The 26,274-nt window shown below is 63.9% G+C and carries 27 protein-coding genes and 2 pseudogenes; 6 read left to right on the top strand and 23 right to left on the bottom strand.

Annotation, left to right across the window (positions count from 1 at the left end; genetic code table 11):
• Positions 1 to 48: 48 nt before the first annotated feature.
• The 11 genes from WC729_RS26115 to WC729_RS26065 form a co-directional block, all read right to left on the bottom strand.
• Positions 49 to 459, bottom strand: coding sequence for a hypothetical protein (locus WC729_RS26115; RefSeq protein ID WP_372857419.1), 411 nt, complete (start codon positions 457 to 459; stop codon positions 49 to 51).
• Positions 460 to 529: 70 nt separating this feature from the next.
• The gene (locus WC729_RS26110; RefSeq protein WP_372857417.1) at positions 530 to 1,042 is read right to left on the bottom strand and encodes a hypothetical protein; all 513 of its coding nucleotides are present in this window, start codon (positions 1,040 to 1,042) and stop codon (positions 530 to 532) included.
• Positions 1,039 to 1,572: an NADH-quinone oxidoreductase subunit B family protein gene (locus tag WC729_RS26105; protein ID WP_372857416.1), complete on the bottom strand. Its 534-nt coding sequence runs from the start codon at positions 1,570 to 1,572 to the stop codon at positions 1,039 to 1,041. The genes WC729_RS26110 and WC729_RS26105 overlap by 4 nt, the downstream gene beginning before the upstream one ends.
• A gap of 8 nt (positions 1,573 to 1,580) precedes the next feature.
• A complete protein-coding gene (locus WC729_RS26100; RefSeq protein WP_372857414.1) occupies positions 1,581 to 3,101 on the bottom strand; it encodes an NADH-quinone oxidoreductase subunit C in 1,521 nt (506 codons plus the stop codon).
• Positions 3,102 to 3,121: 20 nt separating this feature from the next.
• Positions 3,122 to 4,561 (bottom strand): hydrogenase 4 subunit F, encoded by a 1,440-nt coding sequence (locus tag WC729_RS26095; RefSeq protein WP_372857830.1) that lies wholly within the window; start codon positions 4,559 to 4,561, stop codon positions 3,122 to 3,124.
• Positions 4,562 to 4,566: 5 nt separating this feature from the next.
• Positions 4,567 to 5,229: a hydrogenase-4 component E gene (locus WC729_RS26090; protein WP_372857412.1), complete on the bottom strand. Its 663-nt coding sequence runs from the start codon at positions 5,227 to 5,229 to the stop codon at positions 4,567 to 4,569.
• 1 nt (position 5,230) lies between these two features.
• Positions 5,231 to 6,199 (bottom strand): respiratory chain complex I subunit 1 family protein, encoded by a 969-nt coding sequence (locus WC729_RS26085; protein ID WP_372857410.1) that lies wholly within the window; start codon positions 6,197 to 6,199, stop codon positions 5,231 to 5,233.
• Positions 6,190 to 8,202, bottom strand: coding sequence for a hydrogenase 4 subunit B (gene hyfB / locus WC729_RS26080; RefSeq protein WP_372857408.1), 2,013 nt, complete (start codon positions 8,200 to 8,202; stop codon positions 6,190 to 6,192). Before hyfB ends, WC729_RS26085 begins: the two co-directional genes overlap by 10 nt.
• Before the next feature lie 12 nt (positions 8,203 to 8,214).
• Complete coding sequence (locus WC729_RS26075) at positions 8,215 to 8,523, bottom strand: helix-turn-helix domain-containing protein (protein ID WP_372857406.1); 309 nt, start codon at positions 8,521 to 8,523, stop codon at positions 8,215 to 8,217.
• 692 nt (positions 8,524 to 9,215) lie between these two features.
• The gene (locus WC729_RS26070) at positions 9,216 to 9,461 is read right to left on the bottom strand and encodes a hypothetical protein (RefSeq protein WP_372857404.1); all 246 of its coding nucleotides are present in this window, start codon (positions 9,459 to 9,461) and stop codon (positions 9,216 to 9,218) included.
• Between the two features lie 236 nt (positions 9,462 to 9,697).
• Positions 9,698 to 9,991 carry a hypothetical protein gene (locus WC729_RS26065; protein WP_372857403.1) on the bottom strand — a complete coding sequence of 98 codons (294 nt, stop codon included), beginning with the start codon at positions 9,989 to 9,991 and terminating at the stop codon, positions 9,698 to 9,700.
• On the opposite strand from WC729_RS26065, the pseudogene WC729_RS26060 reads away from it, so the two are divergent.
• The 4 genes and pseudogenes from WC729_RS26060 to WC729_RS26045 form a co-directional block, all read left to right on the top strand.
• A pseudogene (locus WC729_RS26060) lies at positions 9,972 to 10,247 on the top strand (acetyl-CoA C-acetyltransferase); the annotation flags it as partial. The gene WC729_RS26065 and the pseudogene WC729_RS26060 sit on opposite strands and share 20 nt — an antisense overlap.
• 114 nt (positions 10,248 to 10,361) lie before the next feature.
• Positions 10,362 to 10,601: pseudogene (locus tag WC729_RS26055) on the top strand (transcriptional regulator); the annotation flags it as partial.
• A 194-nt stretch (positions 10,602 to 10,795) separates the two neighbouring features.
• Complete coding sequence (locus WC729_RS26050) at positions 10,796 to 11,980, top strand: acetyl-CoA C-acyltransferase (RefSeq protein WP_372857401.1); 1,185 nt, start codon at positions 10,796 to 10,798, stop codon at positions 11,978 to 11,980.
• 45 nt (positions 11,981 to 12,025) lie between these two features.
• Positions 12,026 to 13,060, top strand: coding sequence for a fused MFS/spermidine synthase (locus WC729_RS26045; RefSeq protein WP_372857399.1), 1,035 nt, complete (start codon positions 12,026 to 12,028; stop codon positions 13,058 to 13,060).
• Between the two features lie 241 nt (positions 13,061 to 13,301).
• Here the strand turns inward: WC729_RS26045 and WC729_RS26040 are convergent, their stop codons facing one another.
• The 4 genes from WC729_RS26040 to WC729_RS26025 form a co-directional block, all read right to left on the bottom strand.
• Positions 13,302 to 13,469 (bottom strand): hypothetical protein, encoded by a 168-nt coding sequence (locus WC729_RS26040; RefSeq protein ID WP_372857397.1) that lies wholly within the window; start codon positions 13,467 to 13,469, stop codon positions 13,302 to 13,304.
• Positions 13,470 to 13,533: 64 nt separating this feature from the next.
• Positions 13,534 to 14,121, bottom strand: a complete 588-nt coding sequence (locus tag WC729_RS26035; protein WP_372857396.1) for a DUF983 domain-containing protein — start codon at positions 14,119 to 14,121, stop codon at positions 13,534 to 13,536.
• Positions 14,114 to 15,721: a phosphoenolpyruvate carboxykinase gene (locus tag WC729_RS26030; RefSeq protein WP_372857394.1), complete on the bottom strand. Its 1,608-nt coding sequence runs from the start codon at positions 15,719 to 15,721 to the stop codon at positions 14,114 to 14,116. The genes WC729_RS26035 and WC729_RS26030 overlap by 8 nt, the downstream gene beginning before the upstream one ends.
• On the bottom strand, positions 15,718 to 16,032 hold the full coding sequence (locus tag WC729_RS26025; RefSeq protein ID WP_372857393.1) for a hypothetical protein: 315 nt from the start codon (positions 16,030 to 16,032) through the stop codon (positions 15,718 to 15,720). Before WC729_RS26025 ends, WC729_RS26030 begins: the two co-directional genes overlap by 4 nt.
• A gap of 248 nt (positions 16,033 to 16,280) precedes the next feature.
• On the opposite strand from WC729_RS26025, the gene WC729_RS26020 reads away from it, so the two are divergent.
• A complete protein-coding gene (locus WC729_RS26020) occupies positions 16,281 to 16,607 on the top strand; it encodes a helix-turn-helix domain-containing protein (protein ID WP_372857391.1) in 327 nt (108 codons plus the stop codon).
• A gap of 56 nt (positions 16,608 to 16,663) precedes the next feature.
• Here the strand turns inward: WC729_RS26020 and WC729_RS26015 are convergent, their stop codons facing one another.
• The 7 genes from WC729_RS26015 to WC729_RS25985 all read right to left on the bottom strand — a co-directional run bounded on the left by WC729_RS26015 (position 16,664) and on the right by WC729_RS25985 (position 21,756).
• Positions 16,664 to 17,440, bottom strand: a complete 777-nt coding sequence (locus tag WC729_RS26015; RefSeq protein WP_372857829.1) for an integrase core domain-containing protein — start codon at positions 17,438 to 17,440, stop codon at positions 16,664 to 16,666.
• Positions 17,441 to 17,536: 96 nt separating this feature from the next.
• Complete coding sequence (locus WC729_RS26010) at positions 17,537 to 17,815, bottom strand: hypothetical protein (RefSeq protein ID WP_372857389.1); 279 nt, start codon at positions 17,813 to 17,815, stop codon at positions 17,537 to 17,539.
• A 260-nt stretch (positions 17,816 to 18,075) separates the two neighbouring features.
• Positions 18,076 to 19,686: a phosphoenolpyruvate carboxykinase gene (locus tag WC729_RS26005; protein ID WP_372857388.1), complete on the bottom strand. Its 1,611-nt coding sequence runs from the start codon at positions 19,684 to 19,686 to the stop codon at positions 18,076 to 18,078.
• Positions 19,683 to 19,928, bottom strand: coding sequence for a hypothetical protein (locus tag WC729_RS26000; RefSeq protein WP_372857386.1), 246 nt, complete (start codon positions 19,926 to 19,928; stop codon positions 19,683 to 19,685). Before WC729_RS26000 ends, WC729_RS26005 begins: the two co-directional genes overlap by 4 nt.
• A 433-nt stretch (positions 19,929 to 20,361) precedes the next feature.
• Positions 20,362 to 20,553 carry an EAL domain-containing protein gene (locus WC729_RS25995; protein ID WP_372857828.1) on the bottom strand — a complete coding sequence of 64 codons (192 nt, stop codon included), beginning with the start codon at positions 20,551 to 20,553 and terminating at the stop codon, positions 20,362 to 20,364.
• A gap of 27 nt (positions 20,554 to 20,580) precedes the next feature.
• Positions 20,581 to 20,799: a hypothetical protein gene (locus tag WC729_RS25990; RefSeq protein ID WP_372857384.1), complete on the bottom strand. Its 219-nt coding sequence runs from the start codon at positions 20,797 to 20,799 to the stop codon at positions 20,581 to 20,583.
• A gap of 102 nt (positions 20,800 to 20,901) precedes the next feature.
• Entirely contained in the window at positions 20,902 to 21,756 is an 855-nt protein-coding gene (locus tag WC729_RS25985) for an EamA family transporter (protein WP_372857383.1), read from the bottom strand.
• Between the two features lie 78 nt (positions 21,757 to 21,834).
• On the opposite strand from WC729_RS25985, the gene WC729_RS25980 reads away from it, so the two are divergent.
• Entirely contained in the window at positions 21,835 to 24,171 is a 2,337-nt protein-coding gene (locus tag WC729_RS25980; protein WP_372857381.1) for a beta-L-arabinofuranosidase domain-containing protein, read from the top strand.
• Between the two features lie 49 nt (positions 24,172 to 24,220).
• Here the strand turns inward: WC729_RS25980 and WC729_RS25975 are convergent, their stop codons facing one another.
• Positions 24,221 to 26,200, bottom strand: a complete 1,980-nt coding sequence (locus tag WC729_RS25975; RefSeq protein ID WP_372857380.1) for a prolyl oligopeptidase family serine peptidase — start codon at positions 26,198 to 26,200, stop codon at positions 24,221 to 24,223.
• Positions 26,201 to 26,274 lie beyond the last annotated feature (74 nt).

Below are 26,274 nucleotides of genomic sequence, written 5' to 3'. Positions count from 1 at the left end.
CCGTGCCGCTACCCGGCGTTGAAGCGATCGAAAACGGCATCCAAGTCTTCATATCGTTCTTTCTGTTCCGTTCTGAAGTCCGTAGCGTTGCGCGCGGATTTCGTCGCCCAGAGGACTATCTACGTCGTCGTCCAGGGGCTGACCTGGCGATGCCCCTGGAAGGGGTGTCGCTGGATCGTCTGGGTTCCCAAGCGAGGGAGTGCTCCATTTCTCCACAGGCGGAATGGCCATCAAGGTATCGGGATCGCACCCGTCGGACGGGCGTTGGGTCGATGTCAGCGCCTCGTACTCCGCAACAGTTTTCGCCATGCTTTCACGTTGGGCCAGCCATTGCGCGGCATGACCGCGCGCTTTCGCAATGGCTTCATGGATTTCCTGCAAATTCGTTGACGCCGACCCGCCGTCGATATCGGGCGACGCTGGTTCTGCGGGCTCCCGCCCTCGCTTTTGCCTGATCATCTTGAGGTTCGCCCGGATGAATGTCGACCTGTCGAGTCGGCAACATCGACGTTCCAGATCCCTGCTGCGGTCATCGTCCCGGGACCAGTGCTTGCCGGGCGGCGAGAGCGTTTGCGCCGAAATAAGTAACGCCGACACTCATCAAGGCAGGCCAGGCAATCGCGAATGCCGCGCCAAACCCAAGATAGCCGCTCGCGTCCATCACCACTGTCGGGGCGGGCATCAGCGTGAGGGCGGCCTGGCTGACCGTCGCCAGGTAGAGAACCGCGCGCAAATTCCTCATCACATGGTGCGGAGCAATCAGTGAGATGCTGCGCGAGGCCTGACGGATGCGCGCTGCAGTGACGTCAACCAGGGCCTGCCTCGTCAAGGCACAATGGGCCGCGGTGAGAAGATAGAACCAGGTAAGGACCGGGGTGGCCGCGACGCGGCCCGAACTACCACGGATGAGGAGCGGGTTCGCCAGTCCACTTCGGGAAAGGAGGACGAAGGTCAGCGTGACGATGATTATTGCCAGCAGTTGGCGTATCGCTGCCGCCGCGCCGGCGTGGAATAACCAAAGCATCGGTTGCAGCGGTTTCACGGCACCCGGGCGCCCTGCGATACATGCTCGATCAGCGCGACCAGCGCTTTTAGCAGCGTCTCCGGCGAGGGTGGGCAGCCGGCTATATGCAGATCGACCGGCACCACCGCGGACACCCCGCCGACGACCGCATAGCTACCGGCAAAACAGCCGCCGTCAGTCGCACAGTCTCCCACCGAAACGACCCATTTGGGCGCGGGGGTCGCATTATAGGTGCGCTCCAGCGCTTCGCGCATGTTCCGCGTGACCGGTCCCGTGACGAGCAGGACATCGGCATGGCGGGGGGAAGCGACGAAGCGAAGGCCGAAGCGTTCGAGATCGTAAAAGGCATTGCCGAGAGCGTGGATCTCAAGTTCGCAGCCATTGCAGGAACCGGCATCGATTTCGCGGATCGAAAGGCTCCGTCCAAGCCGCCGCCGTGCGACGTCACCGAGCGTAGCGGCAAGCGCCGCGAGGTCGGCCAGCTCGGGGTCTGGCGGGGCTTCCGTCAGCGGCGCTCGGATCAGGCTTTCGAACAGGAGCTTGCGCATGATCAACCCTAAAGGTCGTGCCCGGAATAGGAGCAGTTGAACGATTTGTTGCAGAGCGGGAAATCCGCGACGATATTGCCTTCAATCGCGGCCTCGAGCACCGGCCATTGGAACCAGGACGGGTCGCGCAGATGGCAGCGCTCGACGATCCCTGTCGGGCTGAGCCGAAGCCAGCAGAGGATGTCACCGCGAAAACCCTCGACAAGGGCAATGCCTTCACGTGTATCCAGACCATGCCCGACAGCGACCGAGATGTCGCCCGACGGCATTCCCGCCAGGATCTGGCCGATCAGCCCCAGGCTCTGTTCCACCTCACGGATGCGGACCCATAGCCGCGCGTTGACGTCGCCTTCCTGGAACAAGGGCACATCGAAGCGCAGCGAGTCATAGGGCGGATAGGCAAGGTCGCGGCGCGTATCGAACGCCCGTCCGGATGCCCGCCCGACATATCCGCCGCAGCCATATTGATGGGCAAGCATGTGCGAGAGTATTCCAGCGCCGACGGTGCGATCCTGCAGGGACGCGGTGTCGTCAAACAGCTCGATCAAGGGTGGGAAGGCTTCCCGGATCGTCGCCATAAGCGATCGGATAGCCTCCGCACCGGCGCGATCCAGATCAATGGCGACACCGCCGGGCACGACCTTGTCCATCATCAGGCGGTGCCCGAAACAGGCGTTCGACAGCCGAAGCACACGTTCGCGCAGCACGGCAGTGTGGGCATGCATCAGGGTGAATGCGGCATCGTTGCAGGCAGCCCCGATATCGCCCACATGGTTCGCGATCCGCTCCAGTTCGGCCATCAGCGCGCGCAGCCAATGCGCCCGCGTCGGGATTTCAATCCCCAGCGCCGCCTCGACCGCGCGCGAAAAAGCGATCGAATAGGCCACCGTGCTATCGCCGGAAATCCTTCCCGCAAGCCGCGCAGCGTGTTCCAGCGAGGCTCCGCCCATCAGGGACTCGACGCCTTTATGCGCGTAGCCCAGGCGTTCCTCGAGACGGACGATGGCCTCACCATTGGCGGTGAACCGGAAATGTCCCGGCTCGATAATACCGGCATGGACCGGACCGACGGGTATCTGGTGCAGGCCGTCGCCTTCCGCGGTCAGGAAGGCATAACGTTCGCCCTCGCCGGAGGTTTCGATAGGGGTTCCGAGGGGATGGCCGACGCGCCAGCGCCCATGATCGAGCCAGGGCCGATCGTCGGGCACGCCGACAGGCTCGAGGCCGAACAGATCGTTGATGGTTCGTTCGAGCCGGTGCGCCGGCGGATGATGCCGGGCGATCGACGGGAATTGACCGGTGGGACAGTAAAGGGTGGCAACGGCCAGTTCGCGACGACCCCTTTCGCTATGGCCCGTGTCGAGCAAGGCCATATGGACGGCGCCCGCGTCTCCCCACAAGCCGGCCAGCGTCCAGCGGCCCTCCGCGAGCTGGGCGCCGAGTGCGGACCATGTCTCGGCGTCGACGACCCGGCGCGGCCACGGATGGTGAGCATGTAGCGGCGTTGCGCCAGCCATTGCGTTGATCATGGTTGGCATTTCCTCCCGGCTCAATGGAGGAGGCCAGCGACATGCTGGAACCAGGCGACCAGTGGAGGAGGCAGATATACCCCCGCGACGAAGACGAGTCCAAGATGGGCGATCATGGGCAGGTGCGAGGCCTTGACCGGATGGCTGACGCCAGTCGGCTCGCCGAAGGCCAATCCATGGACCTTGAGCATCAGCGCGCCGAAGGCGACCAGCAGGCCGATCACCAGGGGGATGGCAAGCAGCGGCGCGCGCGCGAAGGTCGAGCTCACGACGAGGAATTCGCTCATGAAGACACCCATCGGCGGCATGCCCGCGATCGCGACGACCCCGGCGACAAGGCCCCAGCCCAACAGGGGATGGCTCACCGTCAGCCCGCGGATATCGGAGATCTTCTGCGTGTCCTTGGCTTGCGCGATATGGCCGACGGTGAAGAAGATGGCTGATTTGGTGAGGCTGTGCATCGTCATGTGCAGCAACCCGGCGAAATTCGCGAGTGGGCCACCCAGGCCGAAGGCGAAGGCGATGATGCCCATATGTTCGATCGATGAATAGGCGAACAGCCGTTTGATGTCCCTTCGCCGGTACAGCATGAAAGCCGCAAAGATCAGGGAGACCAACCCCATCGTCATCAACAGCGGGCCCGGTGCGATCGCCCCGGGGTTCGCGGCGAGCAGCAGCTTGAACCGCAGGACCGCGTGCAGCGCGACATTGAGCAGCAGGCCAGACAGCACCGCCGAGATCGGCGTCGGCCCCTCTGCGTGAGCGTCCGGGAGCCAGGCGTGCAGCGGTGCGAGCCCGACCTTGGTGCCGTAACCCAGCAGCAGAAAGACGAAGGCGAGGTTGAGTAATGGGGGGTCGAGTGCGGCCGCGTGGGCGATCAGCACGGTCCAGACCATGCCGTCTGGACCTTCGCCGACCACCGGGCGGGCGGCCATATAGATCAGGATTGTGCCGAACAGCGCCAGCGCGATACCGACGCTGCCGAGAATGAAGTATTTCCACGCCGCTTCCAGCGCCTCGTGGGTGCGATAGATACCGACCATCAGGACGGTCGTGAGCGTCGAAAGCTCGATCGCGACCCACATCAACCCGATATTGTTCGCGAGCAGCGCCAGGTTCAGGCCGAACAGGAGGATCTGGTACATCGCATGATAGAAACGCAGCTGGGTGGTCGTCAGACGGCCTGTCTCCAGTTCATGACCGATATAGCTGGCGCTGAACACGCTCGTGGTAAAGCCGACAAAGGTGTTGAGGACGATGAAGACAATATTTAGATCGTCGACCAGCAGATAGGGCCCGGGCACCGGCTTGTGCACGAACAGCGACAGCGCGGCGAGCAGCGTCAGAAACGCGGAAGCCGCGTTGAGGCGTGCCGACACTTTGTAATACGGAATGAACAGCAGCAAGGCCGCCGTCACCAGCGGTATCGCCAGGATCAGGCCGGCGCCGGAGGTGGGCATCCCGATCACCGGCGTTCCCCCCGGAAATCGTCCAGGGCCTGAAGGTCGACCGAGTCGAAGCGCTCGCGGATCCTGAACAGAAAGACGCCGATGACGATGAAGGCGACCAGGACGGAAAACGCCACGCTGATCTCGACGACAAACGGCATGCCCTTCGCGCCGGTGGCCGCGAGGATCAACCCGTTCTCGAGCGACATGAAGCCGACCACCTGGCTGACGGCGTTGCGCCGGGTTACCATCATCAACAGCCCGAGCAGCACGACCGAGAGCGCAAAGGCGAGGTCCTCGCGGGCATACATGTCGGCTTCCGCGGTGACGCGAAGGATGACGACCATCGACAGCGCGACCAGCGCCAGTCCGCCGAGCATGGTGGGACCGATATTGACGGCTGTTTCGACTTCGCGGTGGATGCCCAGGCGCCTGATCATCCGGTGAAGGGCAACCGGAATGATGATGGCCTTGACCGAGAGCGCGATCGCTGCGGTCAGATAGAGATGGGGGGCATGCTGCACATGGGCCTGCCATGCGACCGAAAGGGCCAGCACGATCGCTTGGAACGCGAAGACGTTCAGCAGGGCCGACAGGCGATCCTGATAGAGCAGCATCAGGCTGACAAGGACCAGGCTCCCCGCCAGGAAATGCGCGACGTCAAAGGCGAACCTGTCCACGCTACAGGCTCCGCGACACGAACAGCAAAAGCGTACCGAGGAACCCGAGCATCAGCGCGGCGCCGAGAAAATCCGGCACGCGGAACACCCGCATTTTCGCGATCATGGTTTCGAAGACGGCGAGCAGGCAGCCGGCGACCCCGAGCTTCGCCACGTAGAACACCCCGCCAATCAGATGCACATGGAGCGGCGCGCGCGCCGGCGCGAGACCCCATGGCACGAACACGCAGGCGATCAGGGAACAATAGAGCAGAAGTTTGAGCGATCCCGCGAGCTCGATGAGCGCGAGGTGGCGCCCTGAATATTCGAGTATCATCGCCTCGTGCACCATGGTGAGTTCCAGATGGGTCGCCGGATTGTCGACCGGCATCCGCGCATTTTCGGCAAGCGCGACGATGACGAGCGCGACCAGCGCCATCCCCAGCGAGACGCGCAGGCCAACCCCGGCAAGCATCACGTCAGCGACGGTCGAAAGCTGGGTGGAGCCGGCGACGAGCGCGATCGTGAAGACGATCATGATCAGTGCCGGTTCGGCGAGCGTCGCGATCATCGCCTCGCGGCTCGATCCGATCCCGCCGAAGCTGGTGCCGACGTCCATGCCGGCGAGCGCGAGAAAGAAGCGCGCGCTGCCCAACAACGCGATGATGACGATGAGATCCGCCGACCAGCTGAACAGCAGCCCCGTGGCGAAGGTGGGTACCAGGGCCGCCGCCACCCAGGTCGTGGCGAAGACGATATAGGGCACGATCCGGAACAGCCAGGACGCGCTCTCGGCGATGACGGCTTCCTTGCGCGCAAGCCGGATCAGATCGCGATAGGGCTGCAGCAGCGGCGGACCTTGCCGCCTCAGCAGCCGCGCCTTCACCTTGCGCACCAGCCCGGTCAGCAGCGGCGACAGGAGCAGCACGAGCAGCATCTGGGAGACCTGGATCGAAAGACCCTCGATCAGGGATGTATCGATCACGGCCATGCGGCGAGAATCAGCAAGAGCAGGATCAGGGCGCCGAAGACCAGGCTCAGATACCGGCGGATGGTGAGGAATTGCAGATGGTTCAATCGCTCCGCGAGGTAGCCGACCAGCCGGACGATCGGATCGTAGATCATCTCCCAGGCCAGATCGTGGAGCGTGACCGTTATCCGTGCCGGGCGGCCGTCGCCCGGCGACGGCATGTCGACCGCTTCGGTTGCGCGAAACGCGAATCCGCCAAACACGCGGCGCACCGGCTGCGCGAAGCTGTCCGCGGTATATTGCGTCGCCGGACTGGGGTCAGGAAAACCGCAATCCCATGCGGGCGCTCGGCGCAGTTTGTCAGAAGCGAGGCGATGGATGACGAAGGCCGCGAGCGATGCCGAGGCGGCAATGAAGAGGAACACCAGCAGGCCGTTATAGGAGCTTCGGCTTTCGGCGATCGGCACGATCGAAAGCCAGGCGACGTGAGTCTGGACCGGCATGCGCGCGCCGGTAAGCGCATTGGAGACGGGCGCGAGCGCGTCGATGATGAGCGCGGGAAAGATTCCCGCGAGCAGACAGAGAGCCGCGAGGATCGCCATTGCGGCGATCGACAGCCGATCGACCTCATGAGCGTTGGATGCCGCTGGGCTCCTCGGCCTGCCAAGGAAGGAAATGCCGAAAGCGCGCACGAAACAGGCCGCCGCCAGCGCCGCAGCAAGCGCGAGCATGGCACCGACCGCGGGGATGAGGAGCTTCAGCGCCCATTGGGGAAGCTCGGGGCTGAGCAGGATGGCCTGCAGCATGAGCCATTCCGACGCGAAGCCGTTGAGCGGCGGCAAGGCCGAGATCGCGACCGCGCCGACCAGGAACAACAGGCCCGTGGCGGGCATCCGGTTAAGCAGTCCGCCCAGCGTCTCCATTCTTCTCTCACCCGTGGCGTAGAGAACGGCGCCCGCGCCGAAGAACAACAGGCTCTTGAAGAGTGCATGATTGAGGACGTGAAAGAGCGCGGCCGTCATCGCAAGCGCTGCGGCTGCCTTCATGCCATTGCCCTGAAACGCCAGTGCCAGGCCGATCGCGACAAAGATCAGTCCGATATTCTCGATCGTGCTGTAAGCGAGAACACGCTTGATATCATTCTGCATCAGCGCTGTCAGAACGCCGAGCACCGCGGTGATGGCGCCGGCGAACAGTACCGGTACGGCCCACCACCAGGAAACGGGCCCGAGCAGGTCGAAGGTGATCCGAATGAATCCGTAGACCGCGACCTTGGTCATCACGCCGCTCATCAGCGCCGAGACATGGCTTGGTGCGGCCGGATGCGCGAGGGGCAACCAGACATGAAGCGGGACGAGACCCGCTTTGGAGCCGGTCCCCAGCAAGGCGAGAACAAGCACCAGACCCGCGAGGCCGGACGGCGCACCGTGCGCGCGCATGGTCGCAAAGGCATATCCGCCCTCGGGGCCGGCCATCAGGCCAAAGGCAAGCAGCAGCGCCAGCGTCCCGAAACTCGCCATCACGATATAGACATAGCCCGCCTTGCGATTCTCTTCCTCCCGGTGGTGCGTCATGACCAGCGCCCACGACGCGAGCGACATGGATTCCCAGGAGAGCAGGAAGGTGAACGCGTCGGACGCCAGCAGCACAAGGTTCATGCCCGCCAGGAACAGCGGGAAGAAGGGCAGAACGCGCTCGGGCGCCGTCTCGTGGCTGCCATAGCCCAGCCCGTAAAGGCTTGCGGCTGCCCCGCCCAGATTGATCACGACGAGGAAGAACGCGGCGAGCGCATCGATCCGGAAAGTGGCGCCGATCCAGGGCAGGCCGAGCGGAAGAACGATCTCCGAAACGCTTGCCCGGCCGGCGATCAAATCCGTGATCGCGATCGCGCACGCAATCGTGCAGACTGTCAGGCAGCTGCTGTAGATCAACCACCTGGCCCATTTGAGGCGGCCGATCGCCACGCCGATCGCGCCCGTCACCAGCAAGGCCGCCACGCACCACAGGGTTGCGATCACAGGCACCGTCGCCGGCATCTATGCTGCTCGTGACCCGGATAGCATCCAATCGCCTGTTCGACCGGTCCGGTCGCCCTGCTGCTGCCCGGAAAACCGGACGCCGCGGCCGCCTTGCGGGCTTGCGGCACCCTGGGCGATGAACTCGATGCCGGCGCTGTCGAGCGCGGCGATCAGTTTCATCAGCGAATCGACATTGCCCCGGATGATGTCCTTGCTCGACTCCATCCGCTGGATGGTCGGCAGGGACAGACCAGACATCAGGGCGAGTTCACGCTGATCGATCCCGAGCAGGGCTCGGGCGCCGCGTAGCTGGGCCGCTCCTATCATCGCCTGACTCCCCCGTGACCATTGAACGCCCATGGAATATCACGTTTGCATTGCGAGTGCTAACATGCAAAGATGGCTTATTGATATATAAAGCGTGAATTGTCTGCGGCGGTGGGTTTCAGCTCGCGCCGCCAAGCCAAACAATCGTCGCTGGGAGCGTCAGGCTCATGGACGGCATTGAAAATGAAGTCGGCCGGGCTATCGGCAGGGCGACCCGCCTTCATTCGCCCTTCGGTCGAGCGCGTTTCTCATCGCTCATCGCCCCCGTTGATCGTCCGGAGGCAGGGATGAGGAGGGTCAAAGAAGTCGCGGATCGCCCTTCGGCGGTGTCGCGCGGCAGCTCCGCTTCCAGTACGGCAAACGCGGCGGCCTGCAACCGGGCATTTGGGAATGGGCCGCGAGGAAGGGTCTCGGTGCACAGACACTCATAGGCCGCGGCTAGATCATTCAGGCTCTGCCTCGCCTCCACGTCGGTCGCTCGTATCGCCGCCGTGCGGCATTCCCGACCTCTTTGCGCAAAATACTTAAATTGAATCGATGAAAGCATTGTTGTTTTCCAGTGCCGCGAAGAGACACATAATTCATCTCGGTGTGGTCATCAGTTGGACGGTTTTCAGTCGCGAGATTCTGGCAGAATTCCCATTCTGTCGAAGGAATCGCCGTCGGGCTCCTCCGTGTTGCTCACCGATTGGCTAATGCCCGGGAGTCCGCGGTCCGGACCGCTCCCTCGCCGCACCGTCGATCTTGATCCTGACGATATTGCCTTCAAAGTGAGTCGGCACCGGCGGCATCTGGTAGCTGTTGTGACGCAGCACGAGGAACGTGATCTGGCCCGGCTGGCCCGGAATATGGTCGACCACTGTCGTCGCCACCGACGGGGCGATACCGAGCATTCTGGTGAGTCGCCGGGCAGATTTGAGGAGCGCCTCTTCCGTCATGCTATTTCTCCGGGCAAACGCACTTTCGGCTAACCACGACAAGCTCCCACCAGACGGGATCACCGGGCCGATCGTGCCGGCTCGATAATGAAGATGATGTATAATACATCAATGCACAGCTTTAAATGGCTCTGTAGATATGTCATATATGATCGTTCAAGGGAATGGCGGCAACCTCTTTTGAGGTGGGTCGTGGTTTTCCGGTATTTCGGAGGTGGTTTTTGGGACATGCTCCTTCAGCCAGTAAAGGGCAGGATCGAGGCGGCGACCGCTGCACGCTTAAGCTTCGCGCGGCCGGTCGCGGCGAGCACGACATGCCTGGCGCAGTAGAAATGTCCCGCCTTGTGCATGCGACGCGCGTTGCGCTGGAGCGGAACGATCGGCTCGCCGGAGTAGGGATTGTCGAGGCCGATGCTGCGCTGGGCCCTGGCTTTGAAGCGTCTACCAAGGACTCGCCGACGACGGGAATCCTGGCCGCGCTCGGCGATCCATCGGCCCGCCGGGATGGCTGAGCGGACGGGGATAACCATCGGGCGGATCGATCTGTTCGAGGTGAACGAAGCGGTCGCACCGGTCGCCCGGCTGAAGACGCCCGGAGCGGATCCTAACAAGCTCAATGTCCATGGCGATGCGATCGCGCTGGGACACCCGTTCGGGGGCCCGGGCGCGATGCGCATGTCGACACTCATCCACGCCCTTCATCGGCGCAACAAGCGATGTGGCCTGCCGACGATCTGCGAAGGCGGCGGGATCGCCCATGTGACGATCCGGGAAGCCCTGCACTAGCCAGCGCGCGACCTCCGCGCGGCATTGACCAGCATGCCCTTCGTGTCGGGACATATCGATGTGTGACCAAATCCGCGGCGGATCGAGATTCTCGCGAGAATCAGGAGAAGGACCATGATCACATCGCACCAGATGCGTGCCGGGCGTGCGCTTCTTCAGCTGGACCAGCGGGAATTCGCGCAATTGTCGCATCTGTCCCTGCCGACCATCCAGCGCATGGAGGCGTCCGACGGCCAGGTGAGGGGTGTCGTCGATACGCTGGTGAAGGTCGTCGATGCCTTCGAGGCGGCAGGAGTCGAGCTGATCGGATCGCGGGCGCCGAGTGCAGGGCGTGGGCGCGGCGTCAGGCTTCGGGGGCCGCAAACACTCGTCGCCGCCCAGGGTGCCGATCCAGTCGCGACGCCGAGCGACCTGGCTTCCGACCCGCCCGCGCCACGGTCGCGACCGATCATCCATCTTTTTAAGAGGGGTCCCGGAGACGGCACGCAGGATCGCAAGACCGATCAGCCCGCCGTTCTTCCATAACAGCCGCTTCAGGAGAAACTTTCATGATAAACGATCCCGTCGTCATCGTTAGCTATGCCCGGACCCCGATGGGCGCCTTTCAGGGCGCGCTCGCCGGTGCAAGGGCGACCGAGCTCGGTGCGGCTGCCGTGAAGGCCACAGTGGAGCGCGCAGGCGTAGCGCCCGAATATATCGAGCGGATCTATATGGGATGCGTGTTGCCCGCGGGCCTTGGCCAGGCCCCCGCCCGGCAGGCAGCGCTCGGCGCAGGTCTCCCGGACTCTGTCCAGGCCACGACCGTGAACAAGATGTGCGGTTCGGGCATGCAGGCAGCCATCATGGCGCAGGAGGCACTCATGTCGGGCGCCGTCGACGTCGTCATCGCCGGCGGCATGGAAAGCATGACCAACGCGCCCTACGCGCTGCCCAAGCATCGGGGCGGCGCCAGGATCGGTCACGACCGCATCATCGATATCATGATGATGGATGGGCTCGAGGACGCCTATGAGCCCGGCAAGCCCATGGGCGCCTTCGCGCAGGACACCGCGGACGCATACCAGTTCACGCGCGCGATGCAGGACGCCTATTCGATCAGATCGCTCGAGCGCGCGAACAGGGCGATCAGAACCGGCGCCTTCGCCAGCGAGATCACGCCGGTGATGATCTCGTCGCGGGGAGGCTTCGTCGTCATCGATACCGATGAGCAGCCTGGCAAGGCGAAGCCTGAGAAGATCCCAACCCTCAAGCCCGCCTTCGCGGCCGACGGGACGATCACGGCGGCGAGTTCGGCGTCGATCTCCGATGGGGCTGCGGCGCTGGTCATGACGCGGCAGAGCGTTGCTGAGCGGATGGGGCTGCCGATTGTCGCAAGAGTCGTGGCGACGGCGGCGCATGCCCATGCGCCCGCGCTGTTCACGACCGCGCCCGTATTCGCCATCACCAAGCTGCTCGACAAGGCAGGCTGGTCGGTGGCCGATGTCGACCTGTTCGAGGTCAACGAAGCCTTCGCTATCGTGGCGATGATCGCAGCGAAGGATCTCGGCATTTCCGAGGACCGCCTCAACGTAAACGGTGGCGCAACGGCGCTCGGCCATCCCATCGGGGCGTCCGGTGCGCGCATCATCGCGACGCTGCTCGCCGCGCTCCAGCAGCAGGGCGGCCGCAAGGGTGTGGCGAGCCTGTGCATCGGCGGCGGAGAAGCCACCGCCATTGCGGTCGAACTCGCATGACGACTGCTAAGGGCTCCGGTCCTTTGCCGACAGCGGGGCGTAGCGATGGCGCGGCACGCATGGTGCCAGGCCTCCCTGCCTGGGCCACCGGCCTCACGACCGTGCGCGGGGTGGGAGGAAGCTACCGTGCCTGAGTCTGCTGAGTGCAAGGTCCAGGATGGCCAACGGGACAGTCGAGACTCGTCCTCCGGGGTCGATCCTGAGACATCAGCTTATGATATCGACGACCTGATCGCCGGCAATCTGATGCTGGAAAGTCTCGATATGTGGCGTGAACGCGCACGCCGGGGCCAGGTGGAAGCGCGGCCGCCCTATATCTCCGACATCGGCGACGTCCGCTCGCTGCATTTCGACTGGCACTCGATGCAGAGCGAAATGAACCTGCTCGATCCGATCGAACTGACGATCGATTACACCAGGATGATGATGGGGTTTTTGCTGTTCGATCCGAGCCCGCGCCGGATCGAGATGATCGGCCTGGGCGGCGGCTCGCTGGCGAAGCTGTGCCACCATCTCCTTCCCGGGACTGACATCACCGTCGTGGAGATCAATCCGCGGATCATCGCGCTTCGGGACGAGTTCCAGATCCCGCGCGACGATGACCGGTTTCGGATACTGGCCGGGGACGGCGCGGAGTTCGTGACACAGGGCGGTTCGAGACCGGACGTGCTTCTCATCGACGGCTTCGACGAGTTCGGACAGCCCCCGCAGCTGTGCAGCGCCGAATTCTACGACCAATGCTATCGGCGACTTGCGCCCGGCGGGATCATGATCGTCAATCTGTGGGGCGGGGGGCATCTCAATCGCGGCTACGCGACAATGATTGCGCAAAGCTTCAACGGCTCGGCGCGTTCGGTGCCGACCGAGGCTGGCTTTAACCAGGCCGTGTTTGGTCGAAAGGACGCAAGGCTTACCCTGTCCCAGGCAGATATCGCCGCGACCGCTGCGCTGTTCCCGCAGCATCAGGCAGCGTTCTTGCCCCAGATCGGAAGGCGCATCAGCCGGCAACTGGACCATCGCGTCTGGGGAAGGGCCATACGTCTTATCGAGGATCGGCTTGAAAGAGACGAAATCGAGTAGGAGCTGGGGATTGTCCGGACCCGGCGGGCAGCCGGTCCAGCGGAGACCGCTTGTTACCGAGGCTCAGGGCAGGACGAGATCTTCGAATCCGATTGCCGCGGCAAGCCGTCAGTCTGCCCAGGCGAATCCGAGCAGGGCAGCAGGGCACCAATCACGGGGCGAACAGCGCCTAGCCTGTTGCCGCCGCGCTAACGGTGGGCGGGGCTGAAGTCCAACGGCCGCAACCCAAAAGCAGGTGAAATCAGGTCGTCCCGGCGTCGTCGGGCGCCGAAGGCAAGGCGGCCTTGACCCGAGCACGGGACGCGGCCTCAGCGTTTGCGCGGTCATGGGCTTTGCCCCCCGCGATCGTGACGGCGAAAAACAAGGCCATGAGGGCGACGCAGACAATGATGATGACAAAGATCACCATGATCCTGCCTTCCGGCCACGGGCGACAAAGGCGGTGGAGGCAGCGGTTATCAAGGGATATTGCCTCATCGCGTGCCCGTTCGCTTCACACGCTGGCGCGATCGTACAGTGCGACGCCGATGATATTCTACGCCCGGCAAGGACATGCTGGCCTTGGATACCGGCTTTTGAATCTTTAGCGGCTGACGCTCGCCGAAGCCACCCATCCCATGCCACCATTGATAGGCGATGACCCCGCCCTTGGCGGGCTGGATCAGGCCGATAGCCAGGATGATGATGAGCGGAATCCACAGCGCGATATGGACCCATGACGGAGGATGGAAGGCTGCTTCGAGCGACGCCATGCCTGTCACGACCACATGCCCTGTTACCAGGATGACGATATAGGGCGGAAAGTCGTCGGCATTCTGGTGCGTCCAGTCCTGCCCGCAGGCCGGACAGTAATCGAGCGGCTTGAGGAACTTGTAGAACAAGGGGGCACCGTCACAGGCGGGGCACCGGTCGCGGCACCCGCGCCATAGCGCGATCCAGATCGTCCGCGGCGCCAGGAGCGATCCGAAGCGGCGCGCCGGCAGCAGGCTCCGCAAGCGCCGCGAGATCGTGGGGCTCTGGCGCCGCAGCACAGGACCTACAGGGGCCACGATGTCAGCCATGTAGCCGCATCCCCGGCGATGCATCGCGCACGGACGCCTCGACGCTGTCCTCGAACTGGCCGAAATTCTCGACAAACAGGTTCACCAGCCGGTGCGCCGTGGCATCATAGGCAGCGGGATTGGCCCAGGTCGATCTGGGATCCAGGATCGCGGGATCGATACCCGGAACCGCCAGCGGCACCTGGAACCCGAAATTCGGATCGGTGCGGAACGCGGCGGCGTTGAGCGTGCCGTCCAGCGCTGCGTTCAACAGGGCACGCGTGACCTTGATCGGCATGCGGTGCCCGGTGGCGTAAGCTCCCCCCGTCCAGCCGGTATTGACGAGCCAGCAAACGACTCCGCCCCGGGCGATTCGGTCTTTCAGGAGGTTGCCATAGACGGAAGGGTGCCGCGGCATGAACGGCGCTCCGAAGCAGGTCGAGAATGTCGCTTCGGGCTCGGTCACACCGACTTCGGTGCCGGCGACCTTCGCCGTGTAGCCCGAGAGGAAGTGGTACATTGCCTGTGCCGGCGTCAGCCTCGCGATCGGCGGCAGCACGCCGAACGCATCCGCGGTCAGCATGACGACATTGTGCGGCACGGGCCCCATATTCTCGGCCGAGGCATTCGGGATGAAATCGATCGGATAGGCCGCGCGGCTGTTTTCGGCCAGGGATGGGTCATCGAGATCGAGCGCGCGCGTGACCGGGTTCATCACGACATTTTCAAGGACCGTCCCGAACCGGCGCGTGGTCGCGAAGATCTCGGGTTCCGCCTCGGCGGAGAGACCGATCATCTTCGCATAACAGCCGCCCTCGAAGTTGAACACGGCGGTGTCGGACCAGCCATGCTCGTCGTCACCGATCAGCGTGCGGCTGGCATCGGCGGACAGGGTCGTCTTGCCGGTGCCGGACAGGCCGAAGAAGATCGCGGTATCGCCATGGGAGCCGATATTGGCGGAGCAGTGCATCGGCATCACCCCGCGTGGCGGCAGGACGTAATTGAGGATCGAGAAGACGGCCTTCTTCATTTCGCCGGCATAGGCAGTGCCCCCGATCAGGACCATCTTGCGCGTGAAGTCGATCGCGACGACGGTTTCGGAGCGGCATCCGTGCCGGGCCGGGTCGGCGCGGAATGACGGCAGGTCGATGATCGTGTATTCCGGGTCGAAGAAAGCGAGCTCGTCGGCCGTCGGGCGCACGAGCAGCGTGTGGACGAACAGCGAGTGCCAGGCCAGTTCGGTCACCACACGGACCTGGATGCGGTGGTCGGGCTGCGAACCGCCGAACAGATCCTGAACATAAACCCGGTCGAGGCTCGCCACATGCGCGCGGAAGTCATGTTCCAGCACCGCGAAGGCATTCGGCGACATTGGTTGATTGACCTTGCCCCACCATATCGCCTCTTCGGTCTGCTCGTCGCGAACGGTGAACTTGTCTCGGGGCGAACGGCCGGTATGCGTGCCGGTTTCGACGACCAGCGGACCACCGGCTGCCATCCGACCCTCGTTCCGGGCCAGCGCCTGCTCGATCAGGAACGGAGCGGTCTGATTGGAATGGACGTGGGCTTCCGGGCCGAACGTAAGGCCATCCGGGGTCGCTGCAACCGAACTCACTGTCATGCCGGGCTCTCCATGGATTTATTGCGGCGTGCCTCCGGGCTGGCCATCGAGGTGTCGGCCCGCGCGGCCTGCTCGAGAGCGTAGCCGAGCTCGAGCATCAGCTCAGCGGCCTCGGAGGCCGTCAGCAACATGTCGATCGCGCCGCCGGCGCAGCGCGCCTCCAGCAGGATCGCACGCCCGCCGTCGGACCTCGGCTTCGACCGAGGATGCAAGGCCCAGCCCTGGCGGGCGCTCGCAAAATTGGGCAGGCGCTGGTCGATGGATGCGATGACGCCGTCATTGCGCTGCGCGAAATCCGTTGCACCGACCATCGTCACCCTTTCCACCGCCGGAACGACACACTTGACACTCACGCTGTTATATCTGACGTACTATACCGGTGAATGACCGTGTATAAAGCGGTTATTTGATACATGATCCATCATACGGATGGAGATGCGTCGTTCCGTGCAACGACCTGCCAACAGAGCAGTATTTTATGGATCAGCCTTCTTTCTTCATGTATCAGACATGTATATAGGCATGCGAGAAATAGAAGCGTGGCTTCGGGAGCAACGAGATGATCACTTCTGCACAGATGCGTGCGGCCCGCGCCCTGCTCGGCATCGACCAGCGTGAGCTGGCCGAGATGGCGGGGCTGTCACTGCCCACCATCCAGCGCATGGAGTCGTCCGGCGGACAAGTACGGGGCATCATCGATACGCTGATGAAGGTGGTCGAAGCGCTCGAACATGCCGGCGTCGAACTTATCGGCGAGAACACGCCAAGTGTTGGGATAGGTCGTGGCGTCCGACTCATCGAGGCCCAGGTCCGACCCGGCGTACGCCAGTTCACGACAGACCGGCGCACCGGAGCGATCCGTGAGGGAGCGGGAGATGTTGCTTAGATGCCGTAATGAGCCGGCGCCCAAGACTAGGTGTTTAGTCCCGAAGAGTGGCGGTACTAGTCGATCCTGAATCGGCCTGGGTCTTCTGTCCGGACGCGTGCGACGTATTCATAGGGTGTAAGGCCGCGGAGCGTCTTCAGCCTGCGGGTATGATTGTAGGCGTCGATGAACAGCCCGAGGTGCTGTCGGAGCTGGTCATGGCTGTCGTAGTGATAGCGTTTGACGGTCGCGTCCTTGATGGTGCGGTTCATCTGCTCGACCTGTCCGTTGGTCCAAGGATGGGTCGGTTTGGTGAGCCGGTGTTCGATCTTGTGCCGCCGGCAGGCCCGGTCGATGGGATGGCCGCGCCAGCGTGCGGTGGGTCCGTCGCAGTTCTTTGGCAGGTCGGCGAACTGGATACCGTTGTTGGTCAGCACGGTATGGATATCGTAGGGTACCACCTCGACCAGTTCGTCGAGGAAAGCGACGACACCTGCGACGTTGGCCTTGTCTCTGAGCTTGGCGAAAGCCAGCTTCGATGTCCGGTCGCCCCAGGCGCAGCGCTGGAATTCCCTGGCGTGAAATTCCCCGCGCATGAACTGCTGCCGGAAGGCGCGGTACGGCGCCTCTTCCATATGGTCGGGCGGGCACAGCAATCGGTGCGGCTTGCCGACAATGTCGGCCAGCGCGTAACCGGTCGCCATCAGAAAATTGGCGTTTGCGTCGAGGATCCTGCCGTCGAGCGCTAACTCCGCATAGAGTTGCGACCGATCGATCGCGACAAGCTTGCTGCGATATTCGGCGCTCCTGGCGCGGTCCTTTTCGAATCTGGCGGCGCTCGCGCCCGCGAGCATCGCCTGGGTTTCGCAGGCGGCCAGCGTATAGAGCGCGCGTGTTAGTCGTTCCAATCGATCCGGATCATCGCGAAGCTTCCAGCTCAAGGCGTGATGCTACCAGTGGTAGCTCTGGGTGAGCGCGGCGATGAACGTGCCTTCTGCAGCGCCATTTTCGATGCTCGCAGGGCCGCGACGCACCATGCGATCGATCCACTGTTGGCCGATTGGTTGGTTGAACTTTGCCTCGGTGTAGCGAACGCTGTCGGCAATCAGTTCTTCGATCTGCTCAGGCGATAGTGCGCCGGCATCGGCAACGGGCTCGAAATCGTTCCAGAATGCCCGTACGTTGCCAGGCACGCCGTCCCGAATAAAGAGCCACAGCTCGCTGAGCACGTCGGTAAGGGCGCCTGCGGAATCGAACGCGGCCCATTGCTTTTCGATGTCTTTAAACGCCAGCGGCGTTGTCGGTTATGACGCCCACTGCACCGATGGGCGTTCTCTCCAGCCTGCGCTTCTACATGCTCCTGCTTGCCAGAGCGTTTAGCCCGGAACCTCCTATGAAAGGCTTCCGCAGGACCGCGTAAAAACAACATACGCTCCGCCGCGGTTGCAGCCAGACAGCCCGAGCCCGCCTGGAAACCGGGCATGCCAGCTCAGATGTCGATGTTTGCGGTCGGCCGCGCGGCCAGGACCGAGCTGTCCACCGCATCTTCGAATTGCCGGAAATTCCCGGTGAACAGCAGGACAAGCCGCTCTGCGGTCGCGTCGTACCAATCCTTGTCCGTCCAGGTCCTGCGGGGATCGAGCATCCTGCTGTCGACGTCACGCACCTCGATTGGCACACCGAACCCGAAATACGGGTCGGTGCGAAAGACGGCATCGTCGAGGCTCCCGTCGAGCGCGGCGCCCAGCAAGGTACGGGTGACCTTGATCGGCATGCGCCGGCCAATGCCGTGAGGGCCGCCGGTCCAGCCGGTGTTGACCAGCCAGCATTTGACCGCGCCCCTGGCGATGCGTTCTTTCAGGAGGTTACCGTACACAGAAGGATGGCGCGGCATGAACGGCGCACCGAAGCAGGTCGAGAAGGTCGCCTCGGGCTCGCGAACGCCAATCTCGGTACCCGCCACTTTGGCGGTATAGCCCGACAGGAAATGATACATTGCCTGGTCGGGCGTCAATCGGGCGATCGGGGGCAGCACGCCGAAGGCATCGGCTGTCAGCATGACGATATTGCGGGGAACGGGACCCCTATTCTCGGCCGAGGCATTGGGGATGAAGTCGATCGGATAGGCGGCGCGGCTGTTCTCCGCTAGGCTCGCATCATCAAGGTTCAACCGGCGGGTCTTCGGGTTCATCACGACATTTTCGAGGATCGTACCGAACCGCTCGGTGGTCGCGAAGATCTCGGGCTCCGCTTCGGCCGAGAGCCGGATCATCTTTGCGTAACATCCGCCCTCGAAGTTGAACACTGAGGTGTCGGACCATCCATGTTCGTCGTCGCCGATCAGCGTGCGGCTGGCATCGGCCGAGAGCGTGGTCTTGCCGGTCCCCGACAACCCGAAGAACACCGCGGTGTCGCCGTCGGGCCCGATATTGGCCGAGCAATGCATTGGCATCACGCCGCGTGGCGGCAGCACATAGTTGAGGATCGAGAAGGCCGCCTTCTTCATCTCCCCGGCATAGGCGGTGCCGCCGATGAGGACGATCCGCCGCGTGAAATCGACCGCGACGATCGTCTCCGAGCGACAGCCATGACGGGACGGATCGGCCCTGAAGCTCGGCAGGTCGATGATCAGATAGTCCGCCGCGAACGCGGCCTGTTGCGCATTGGTCGGTCGGACCAGCATCGTCCGCACGAACAGCGAGTGCCAGGCCAGTTCGGTGATGACCCTGACCTTGATCTGGTGCTCCGGCTGCGATCCGCCCAGCAGATCCTGGACATAGACCTCGTCCATCGTGCCGAGCTGGGCGAGGAAATCCTGCTCGAGCGCGGCGAAGGCCGTGGCCGACAGTGGCCGGTTGACCTTGCCCCACCAGACGGCGTGCTCGGTCTCGTCGTCCCTGACGATGAACTTGTCCTGCGCCGACCGCCCGGTATGGGCGCCGGTTGCGACCACGAGCGGGCCGCCGTCCGCAAGGCGCCCCTCGGCGCGGCGCAGCGCGTGCTCCACCAGTTCCGGCGTGCCCAGATTATGATGGACGCGCGTGTCGGCTTTGAACGCAAAGTCGCTGGCGGTGTGCACCCAGCGTTCGGCGATGGTCATGGCAAGCCTCCACTAGGCAAGACGCGTGCGTGGTCGGCGGTCCGGACCGGGCGATTGCCTGATTCTGCCAGCCGATCGGCCTGTTCGAGCGCATGGCCGATCTCGAACATCAGCGTTGCCGCTTCGCCGGCGGACAGGACGATCTCGATCGATCCTGCCGACGTCGTCGCCGCGACGATCACGCTTCGTGATGGGGAGGGGGTCGAGGCAGGGGCCGGCCGGACCTCGATACGATCGACCATCAGCCGTTCCCGGTCCCCGTTTCTTCCCGGTACATCTACGAACACGTGTTTCGCCCTTTTGTCCCTAGCAGGTATTGCGCCCGCGCCCTCGGTCCGATGCCTGTCATAGCTTAGTTATTGTAATGCCAATTTAACACATGGTAGTCGAAAGTTAATACTGATATTTGATGCACTATACATCAGAATGTCCTTCATGATGCCCCTTCGGCTGTGCGCGGAATTGTGCGGCCCGTGAAAACGCCATCACGGCGGAAATGACAAGCAGGCGAGACGGGCTCCCCGCTGCGCCCACCCGGCTCAGGCGGCGTGCTTCCTTCTTCGCGTAGCGCAGACCGACAAATTGGGCGATCGGACTGGACCGGCTCAGGAATACCCCTTCGACTCGCCCACACCCTTGTCGCTGGAGAATGGCTAGCTGCGCCTCGGTCTCGACTCATTCGGCGGCCACCTGTAGCCCCAGCCCATGGCCGAGCGAGATGGCCGCCTCGACGATCGACCGGGCATGGCTGCCGTCAAGCATGCCCTGGACGAACGATCGGTCGATCTCGATCTTGTCGAACGGAAGTCGGCGGAAATAGCTGAGGCACGAATAGCCGGTGCCGAAATCGTCCATCGCGATCTTGATCCCGTGCGCGAATGGCCTCGAGTTGCGTCAGCGCGCCGTATCGCGGATCAGCACGCCTGCGGATATCTCCGATTCGCAGGAATTGATTGCGCGGGCTCGCGCGCTGAGCGTGGAACTGGCGACTGACACAACCCCCGGTTTCGAGGCGCTGGCGTTCAAGGCGATGTGTCGAAGCCTAGCGGCCTGGGCCAGCCCTGTGAGCAGGTTCACCGCGAAGCCGGACACATAGACATATCCGTCGCCCATGCCGGTGGGGCAGCTTCGTCCCGCTTTCGGAAAAATAGCGAGGAGCATTACGACAAGACGTTCGCGGATGACTGCGAGGGACATCAGGTCGCGGCCGGCCCGTCACGGAGCCGATGCGGAACCCGCGCTGCCTGCGGCCGCAAGGATGATGAGGCTGATCGCTCCCCATTGCAGCCCCGTCAGCGTCTCCCCGAGGATCGCATAGCCGGCAAGTGCGCCGACAGCCGGCGCGGTACCGACCAGCACGCCGAAGGAGCGGTTCGACAGGCGCTTGAGCGCGATCATCTCCAGCGAGAAGGGGATGGCGCTGGAAAGCAGTGCGACGACTAGGCCCAGCGCGAGCGTGGCCGGGGCGAGCAGGGCGGAACCGGCATGAGCGAGGCCAAGCGGCAGGGTCACCAGCGCCGCGACGACCATCCCGAGCGCGACCGCCTGGTCGCCTTCGATCGTCGCCGAGCGTTTGCCGAAGATGATGTAGAGCGCCCAGCAGGCCGCGGCCCCGATGGCATAGACGACACCGACGGGGTCGAGTCGCGCCACGCCCGATGCGATCGGCAGCAGGAGCAGCAGCCCCGTCGCACCGCACGCCAGCCACAGGAAATCCGCCGGCCGGCGCGACGAGAACAGCACGACGCAGAGCGGGCCCATGATCTCGATCCCGACCGCGATGCCGATCGGGATTGTCTGGAAGGCGCGGTAGATGAGCAGGCTCATCAACCCCATCATCATACCGTAGACGATGAGGTTACCTGCCTGGCGTCCGTCCAGGCGCGTGCGGCAGGGTCGCCAGACGGCGACCAGGATGAGCGCGGAAATGCTCGTGCGCAGCGCCGCGACTCCATCGGCGCCGACCGCCGGGAACAGGCTCTTGCCCAGGGCCGCGCCGATGTTGAGCGACGCCAACCCGGTCAGGATGGCCAGGGCCGAGGCGGCATAGGATCCGGAAGGGCGGCGCACGCATATCCCTCAAATGAGCTTGTTTGTAGATAGTATACTATATAAGGATCATCGAAGCATAGACGCGAGGGGTGGCGCATGAAAGGTTCCGATTTGCAGCGCAGGCGGTTCCTGATCGGCGCGCCGCTGGCGGTCGGGCTATTGTCCGAAGTCGTATCGACGGCGTCGGCAGCGACGGACATCGCACCGACCATCGCCAGCGCGACCCTCCCCACGGCGCGGGACTTCCCGCTCCAGGCGACGCCTTTCTGGGACGTCACTGTCAAGGATGGTTTCTGGGCGCCGAAAATCGCCAGGAACGCGACGGTCACCATCCCGTTCGAGGTGGCCAAGCTCACCGATACTGAACGCGGCCTCAATGGCGGTGTGTTGGAAGCGGCGATCTTCACGCTGCGCACACGCAAGGATGCGAGGCTGCAGGCGCATGTCGACTCGCGGGTGCAGGCGATGCTGGCCAAGGCAGGCCCCGCCAACGGCAATCGCGATTTCGAAATTGCCGCGAGCTATTACACCACCACCGGCAAGCGGGCGCTGATCGACAAGGCGATCGGATCGGCCGACGCGCTCGACCGGAATTTCCGCGAGAAGGACCCGCCTTTCTCGGGCGGGGAACGCGATGCGCTGAACTGCGTGCAGCTCTACCGTGTGACCGGTGATCCCAGGCATCTAGGGTTGGCCAAGCATTATCTCGATATCCGTGGCCGGCCGGATTCGGCCGGGCGCAGCCGGCATAACCAGTCCAATCGTCCAGTGACCGAGCAGCGAGAGGCGGTGGGGCATGCGGTCAACGGTGTCACCCTGACGCTGTCGATGGTCGATGTCGGCGTGCTCACCGGCGACCGCCGCTATTTCGACGCAGCGCACCATATGTGGTCCGATATCGTTGCGCGGAAACTCTATGTCACGGGCGGGATCGGCTCGTCGGGCAATGAAGGTTTCGGCCTGCCTTATTGGCTGCCCAATATCTCGGCCTATTCGGAAACCTGCGCCGTCCTGATGTTCCAGACGCTGAGCCACCGCCTGTTCCTGGCGACGGGCGACAGCCGCTACGTGGATGTGATGGAATGGGGCATGTACAATAATGCTGTCGATGGGGTGGGGCAGTCGGGCGAGCATTTCTTCTACGTCAACCGCCTCGCCAGCGCCGGCGACGGCCGCGATGCGCGGTGGCAGCATGCCTCGCTCGAATGCTGCCCGCCCAATCTGGTGCGTTTCTTTGCTTCCATGCCGGGGCTGATCTACGCGCAGGACAAGGCTGGCGCAGTCCATGTGAACCTCTATGTATCGAGCAGCGCCAGCTTCGATGTGGGCGGCAAGCCGTTGTCGCTGTCGGTCGAGAGCGGCATGCCATGGGAGGGGGCGTCGCGGATCGCCGTATCCGCCGAGGTGCCGCTCAAGGCGGCGATCCGGTTGCGTATCCCGGGCTGGGCTCGGGGTGAGGTCACACCGGGCGGTCTCTACAGCTTTGCCGACAAGGCCCCGGCACCTGTTCGCATCACGCTCAACGGCGCGCCGGTGGCGGTGACGCCTGACCGGCTCGGCTATGTGACGATCGACCGGACGTGGAAGCGCGGCGATGCGATCGACGTGGAATTCCCGATGACGCCGCGCCGGATCATTGCCGACAAGCGCGTAAAGGACGATGTGCGCCGCGCCGCGATCGCGCGCGGGCCGATCGTCTATTGCGCCGAATGGCCCGAGGCGCCCGGCGGCAAGGCGCTCGACCTGGTGGTCGCGGCCGATGCCCCGCTGGCGCCACGATTCGACACGGCATTCTTCGGCGGTGCGACGGTGATCGACACCGTCGCTCATCGCGCGACCGATGCGTCGGGCAAGGCGGCGCCGCTGCAGCTGATCCCCTATCACCTCTGGGCCAATCGCGGCGTGGGGGAGATGAGCGTCTGGCTGCTGACCCAGGATTATGAGGTCGGCGATGTCGGCCCGGCCGGCGGGCTGATCTTCCACAAGAATCCGGACGCGGCGACGCAGGGATGGCGCTATCTCGAGGCGGCGCCGTTCGACCAGAGCATCGGTGCGCCCTGGGGCTGTTTCCGCCGCGAAATCGCCGGCGCACGCGGCGTGGCGATCGGCACCGGCAAGCAGAATACAGCTGACATGATCGCTGCCTGTAACGACCCCGCCGGCGCAGCGCGGATCTGTGCGGCGTTCAGCCTGAGCGGCGTGAAAGGCTGGTTCCTGCCGTCTCGCGACGAGCTGGCCGAGATGTACAAGACGTTGAAGGCGACCGGCGTCGGCGAGTTCCACGATGCCGGGATGGTCGACAATTGCGAATATTGGGCCTCGTCGCAGCATGACGCCGACATGGCCGTGCATATCGATTTCGCCGACGCCGGCCGGCTTCACGGCGACGACAAGGATTTCCCCCGCCGGGTGCGCGCCATCCGGATGATCTGAGTTCCCGGGGCCGGCCGGCATTCCCACAAGGAGCGCCGGCCGGTTTATCCTATTTGAAGTGCTTCTCGTACCAGTCGATCGAGCGTTCCTCGAAATCGGCAAGATGCTGGGTCTCGCGCATGCCATGCCCCTCGCGGGGATAGCGCAGCATGATCGCCTCCACTCCGACGTCGCGGAGCGCGGTGAAATATTGCTCGTCCTCCGCCGGGTTGACGAGCAGGTCGTTGTCGCCGTGGCTGAGCATCACCGGCGTCTTCACCTTGTCGACGAAGCGTATCGCGGAGCGGCTCCACAGCATGTCGGCGATGCCGCGTTCGTGCGGTTTGCCGAAATATTCCTGCTGCAGATAATCGTGATAGACTGACATGTAATTGTGGCTGACCAGGTTGGAGATGCCCGCCCAGGGGATCGCCGCCTTGAAGCGCGGCGTCTGGGTGATCAGCCAGTCGGTCAGCTGCCCGCCATAGCTCGCGCCCTCGACCCCCATGCGATCGCCGTCGATCCACGGATATTTCGCCAGCGCCGCGTCGACTCCGGCGAGCACGTCCATGCCCTCGCCGCCATCCTGGTCGCGCGCGATGGCATTGGCGAACTCCTGGCCATAGCCGGTCGATCCGCGGTAATTGACCATCAGCACCGCCCATCCGCGCGCGGCAAAGGCCTGGGCCTTGTGCACGAAAGCCGGCCCCTGCTGGCCGTGCGGGCCGCCATGGATTTCCAGGATCATCGGATATTTGCCGCGCGCCTTCGGGTCTAGATTGGCGGGCATGGTCAGGAACGCCTCGATCTCGCGCCCGTCATAGCTTTTGAAGGTGAAGGCCTGCGTGTCGGCGATCTTCTTGCGGCCGAGGATGGCGGTGTTGAGCGAGGTCAGCGCCGTCGGCGCAGCACCACGGCCGGGCTGGAAGCTGTAGAGCTGGGCGACATCCTTTGGGGTCGCCATCGCCGCGACGACCGTGCCGCCTGGCGCGACCGAGAAGGTGCTGACCGAGCCGCGCAATTCCGGTGCGGGGCCGATGCGCTCCGCCGCGCCACCCTTTGCAGAGAGCCGGTACAGGCCGACGCTGCCGCGCGACTGGACCGTGAAATAGAGCCAGCGGCCGTCGGGCGACCATTGCGGGCGGCCCTGCACATTGTCGATGCCGAGCCCGATCTCGTTTCGCGCGCCGGTCGCGACATCATAGGTCCAGAGATGCGGATCCTCCATATTGCTCTCGGAGGAAGTGACTGACCGCTTCAGCCCGGAATAGGCGATGGTCTTGCCGTCGGGCGACCAGGTCGCGACATATTCGATGCCGCGGGTTTCGGTCAGCCGCGTGATCGCCCTGGTCGAGACGTCGAGCGTGAACAGGTCGAGGTTGAACACGAAATCCTGGTCCGGCTCGCGGTTGGACACGAACAGCAGCTTCTTCCCGTCGGGCGACCAGTCGATCGAATGCTCGTCCTTGGAGCCGTCGGTGAGCTGAGTGACCTTGCCGGTAGCGACGCCGCCGACGAAGATGTGCAGGCGCTTGTTGTCGTTGAACCGCGCCGGCCAGCCGCGCGCCGGGCGGTACCAATATCGGGTGATGACGATCGGATCGGCTTCCATCTCCGGCTCCGGCCCGGGCGTAGCGGAAACGAAGGCGATCTTCGATCCATCAGGCGACCAGGCGAAACGCTCACCGGTGCGTGGCAGCGGATTGTTGCTGTCCTCGATCTTGGCGAAGGGCTGCGGGGTCGATCCGTCGGCGCTTGCAATCATCAGCCCCTCGCCGCCGCGATAGGCGACCTTGCTGCCGTCGGGCGACCAGCGCGCCGCGCCGCCCTCGATTCCTTCGGGCGAGCCCCAGCCTCTCGCGGTGCCGGCCGCGAGATCGGCGATCCACAGCCGGGTATAGGGTGCGCCGATCCGGTCGGCATATTGGACGGTGAACAGCGCACGCCTGCCGTCCGGCGAGATTTGCGGGTCGGCGACCGAGCGGAGATGGAACAGGTCGACGCTCCGGATCTCGGAGGAGGGATGGGCAGGGGGCACCTGCTTTGCCATCACGGGGGCATCGTCGGGTCGAGCAAGGGCCGCTCCCGCGGCTGTCAAAGACAGGACGGCTGCAGCCGCCAGAA

This window comes from Sphingomonas sp. (assembly GCF_041661825.1).
Classification (GTDB): Bacteria; Pseudomonadota; Alphaproteobacteria; order Sphingomonadales; family Sphingomonadaceae; genus Sphingomonas.
This window is presented reverse-complemented; position numbering and strand designations above follow the sequence as displayed.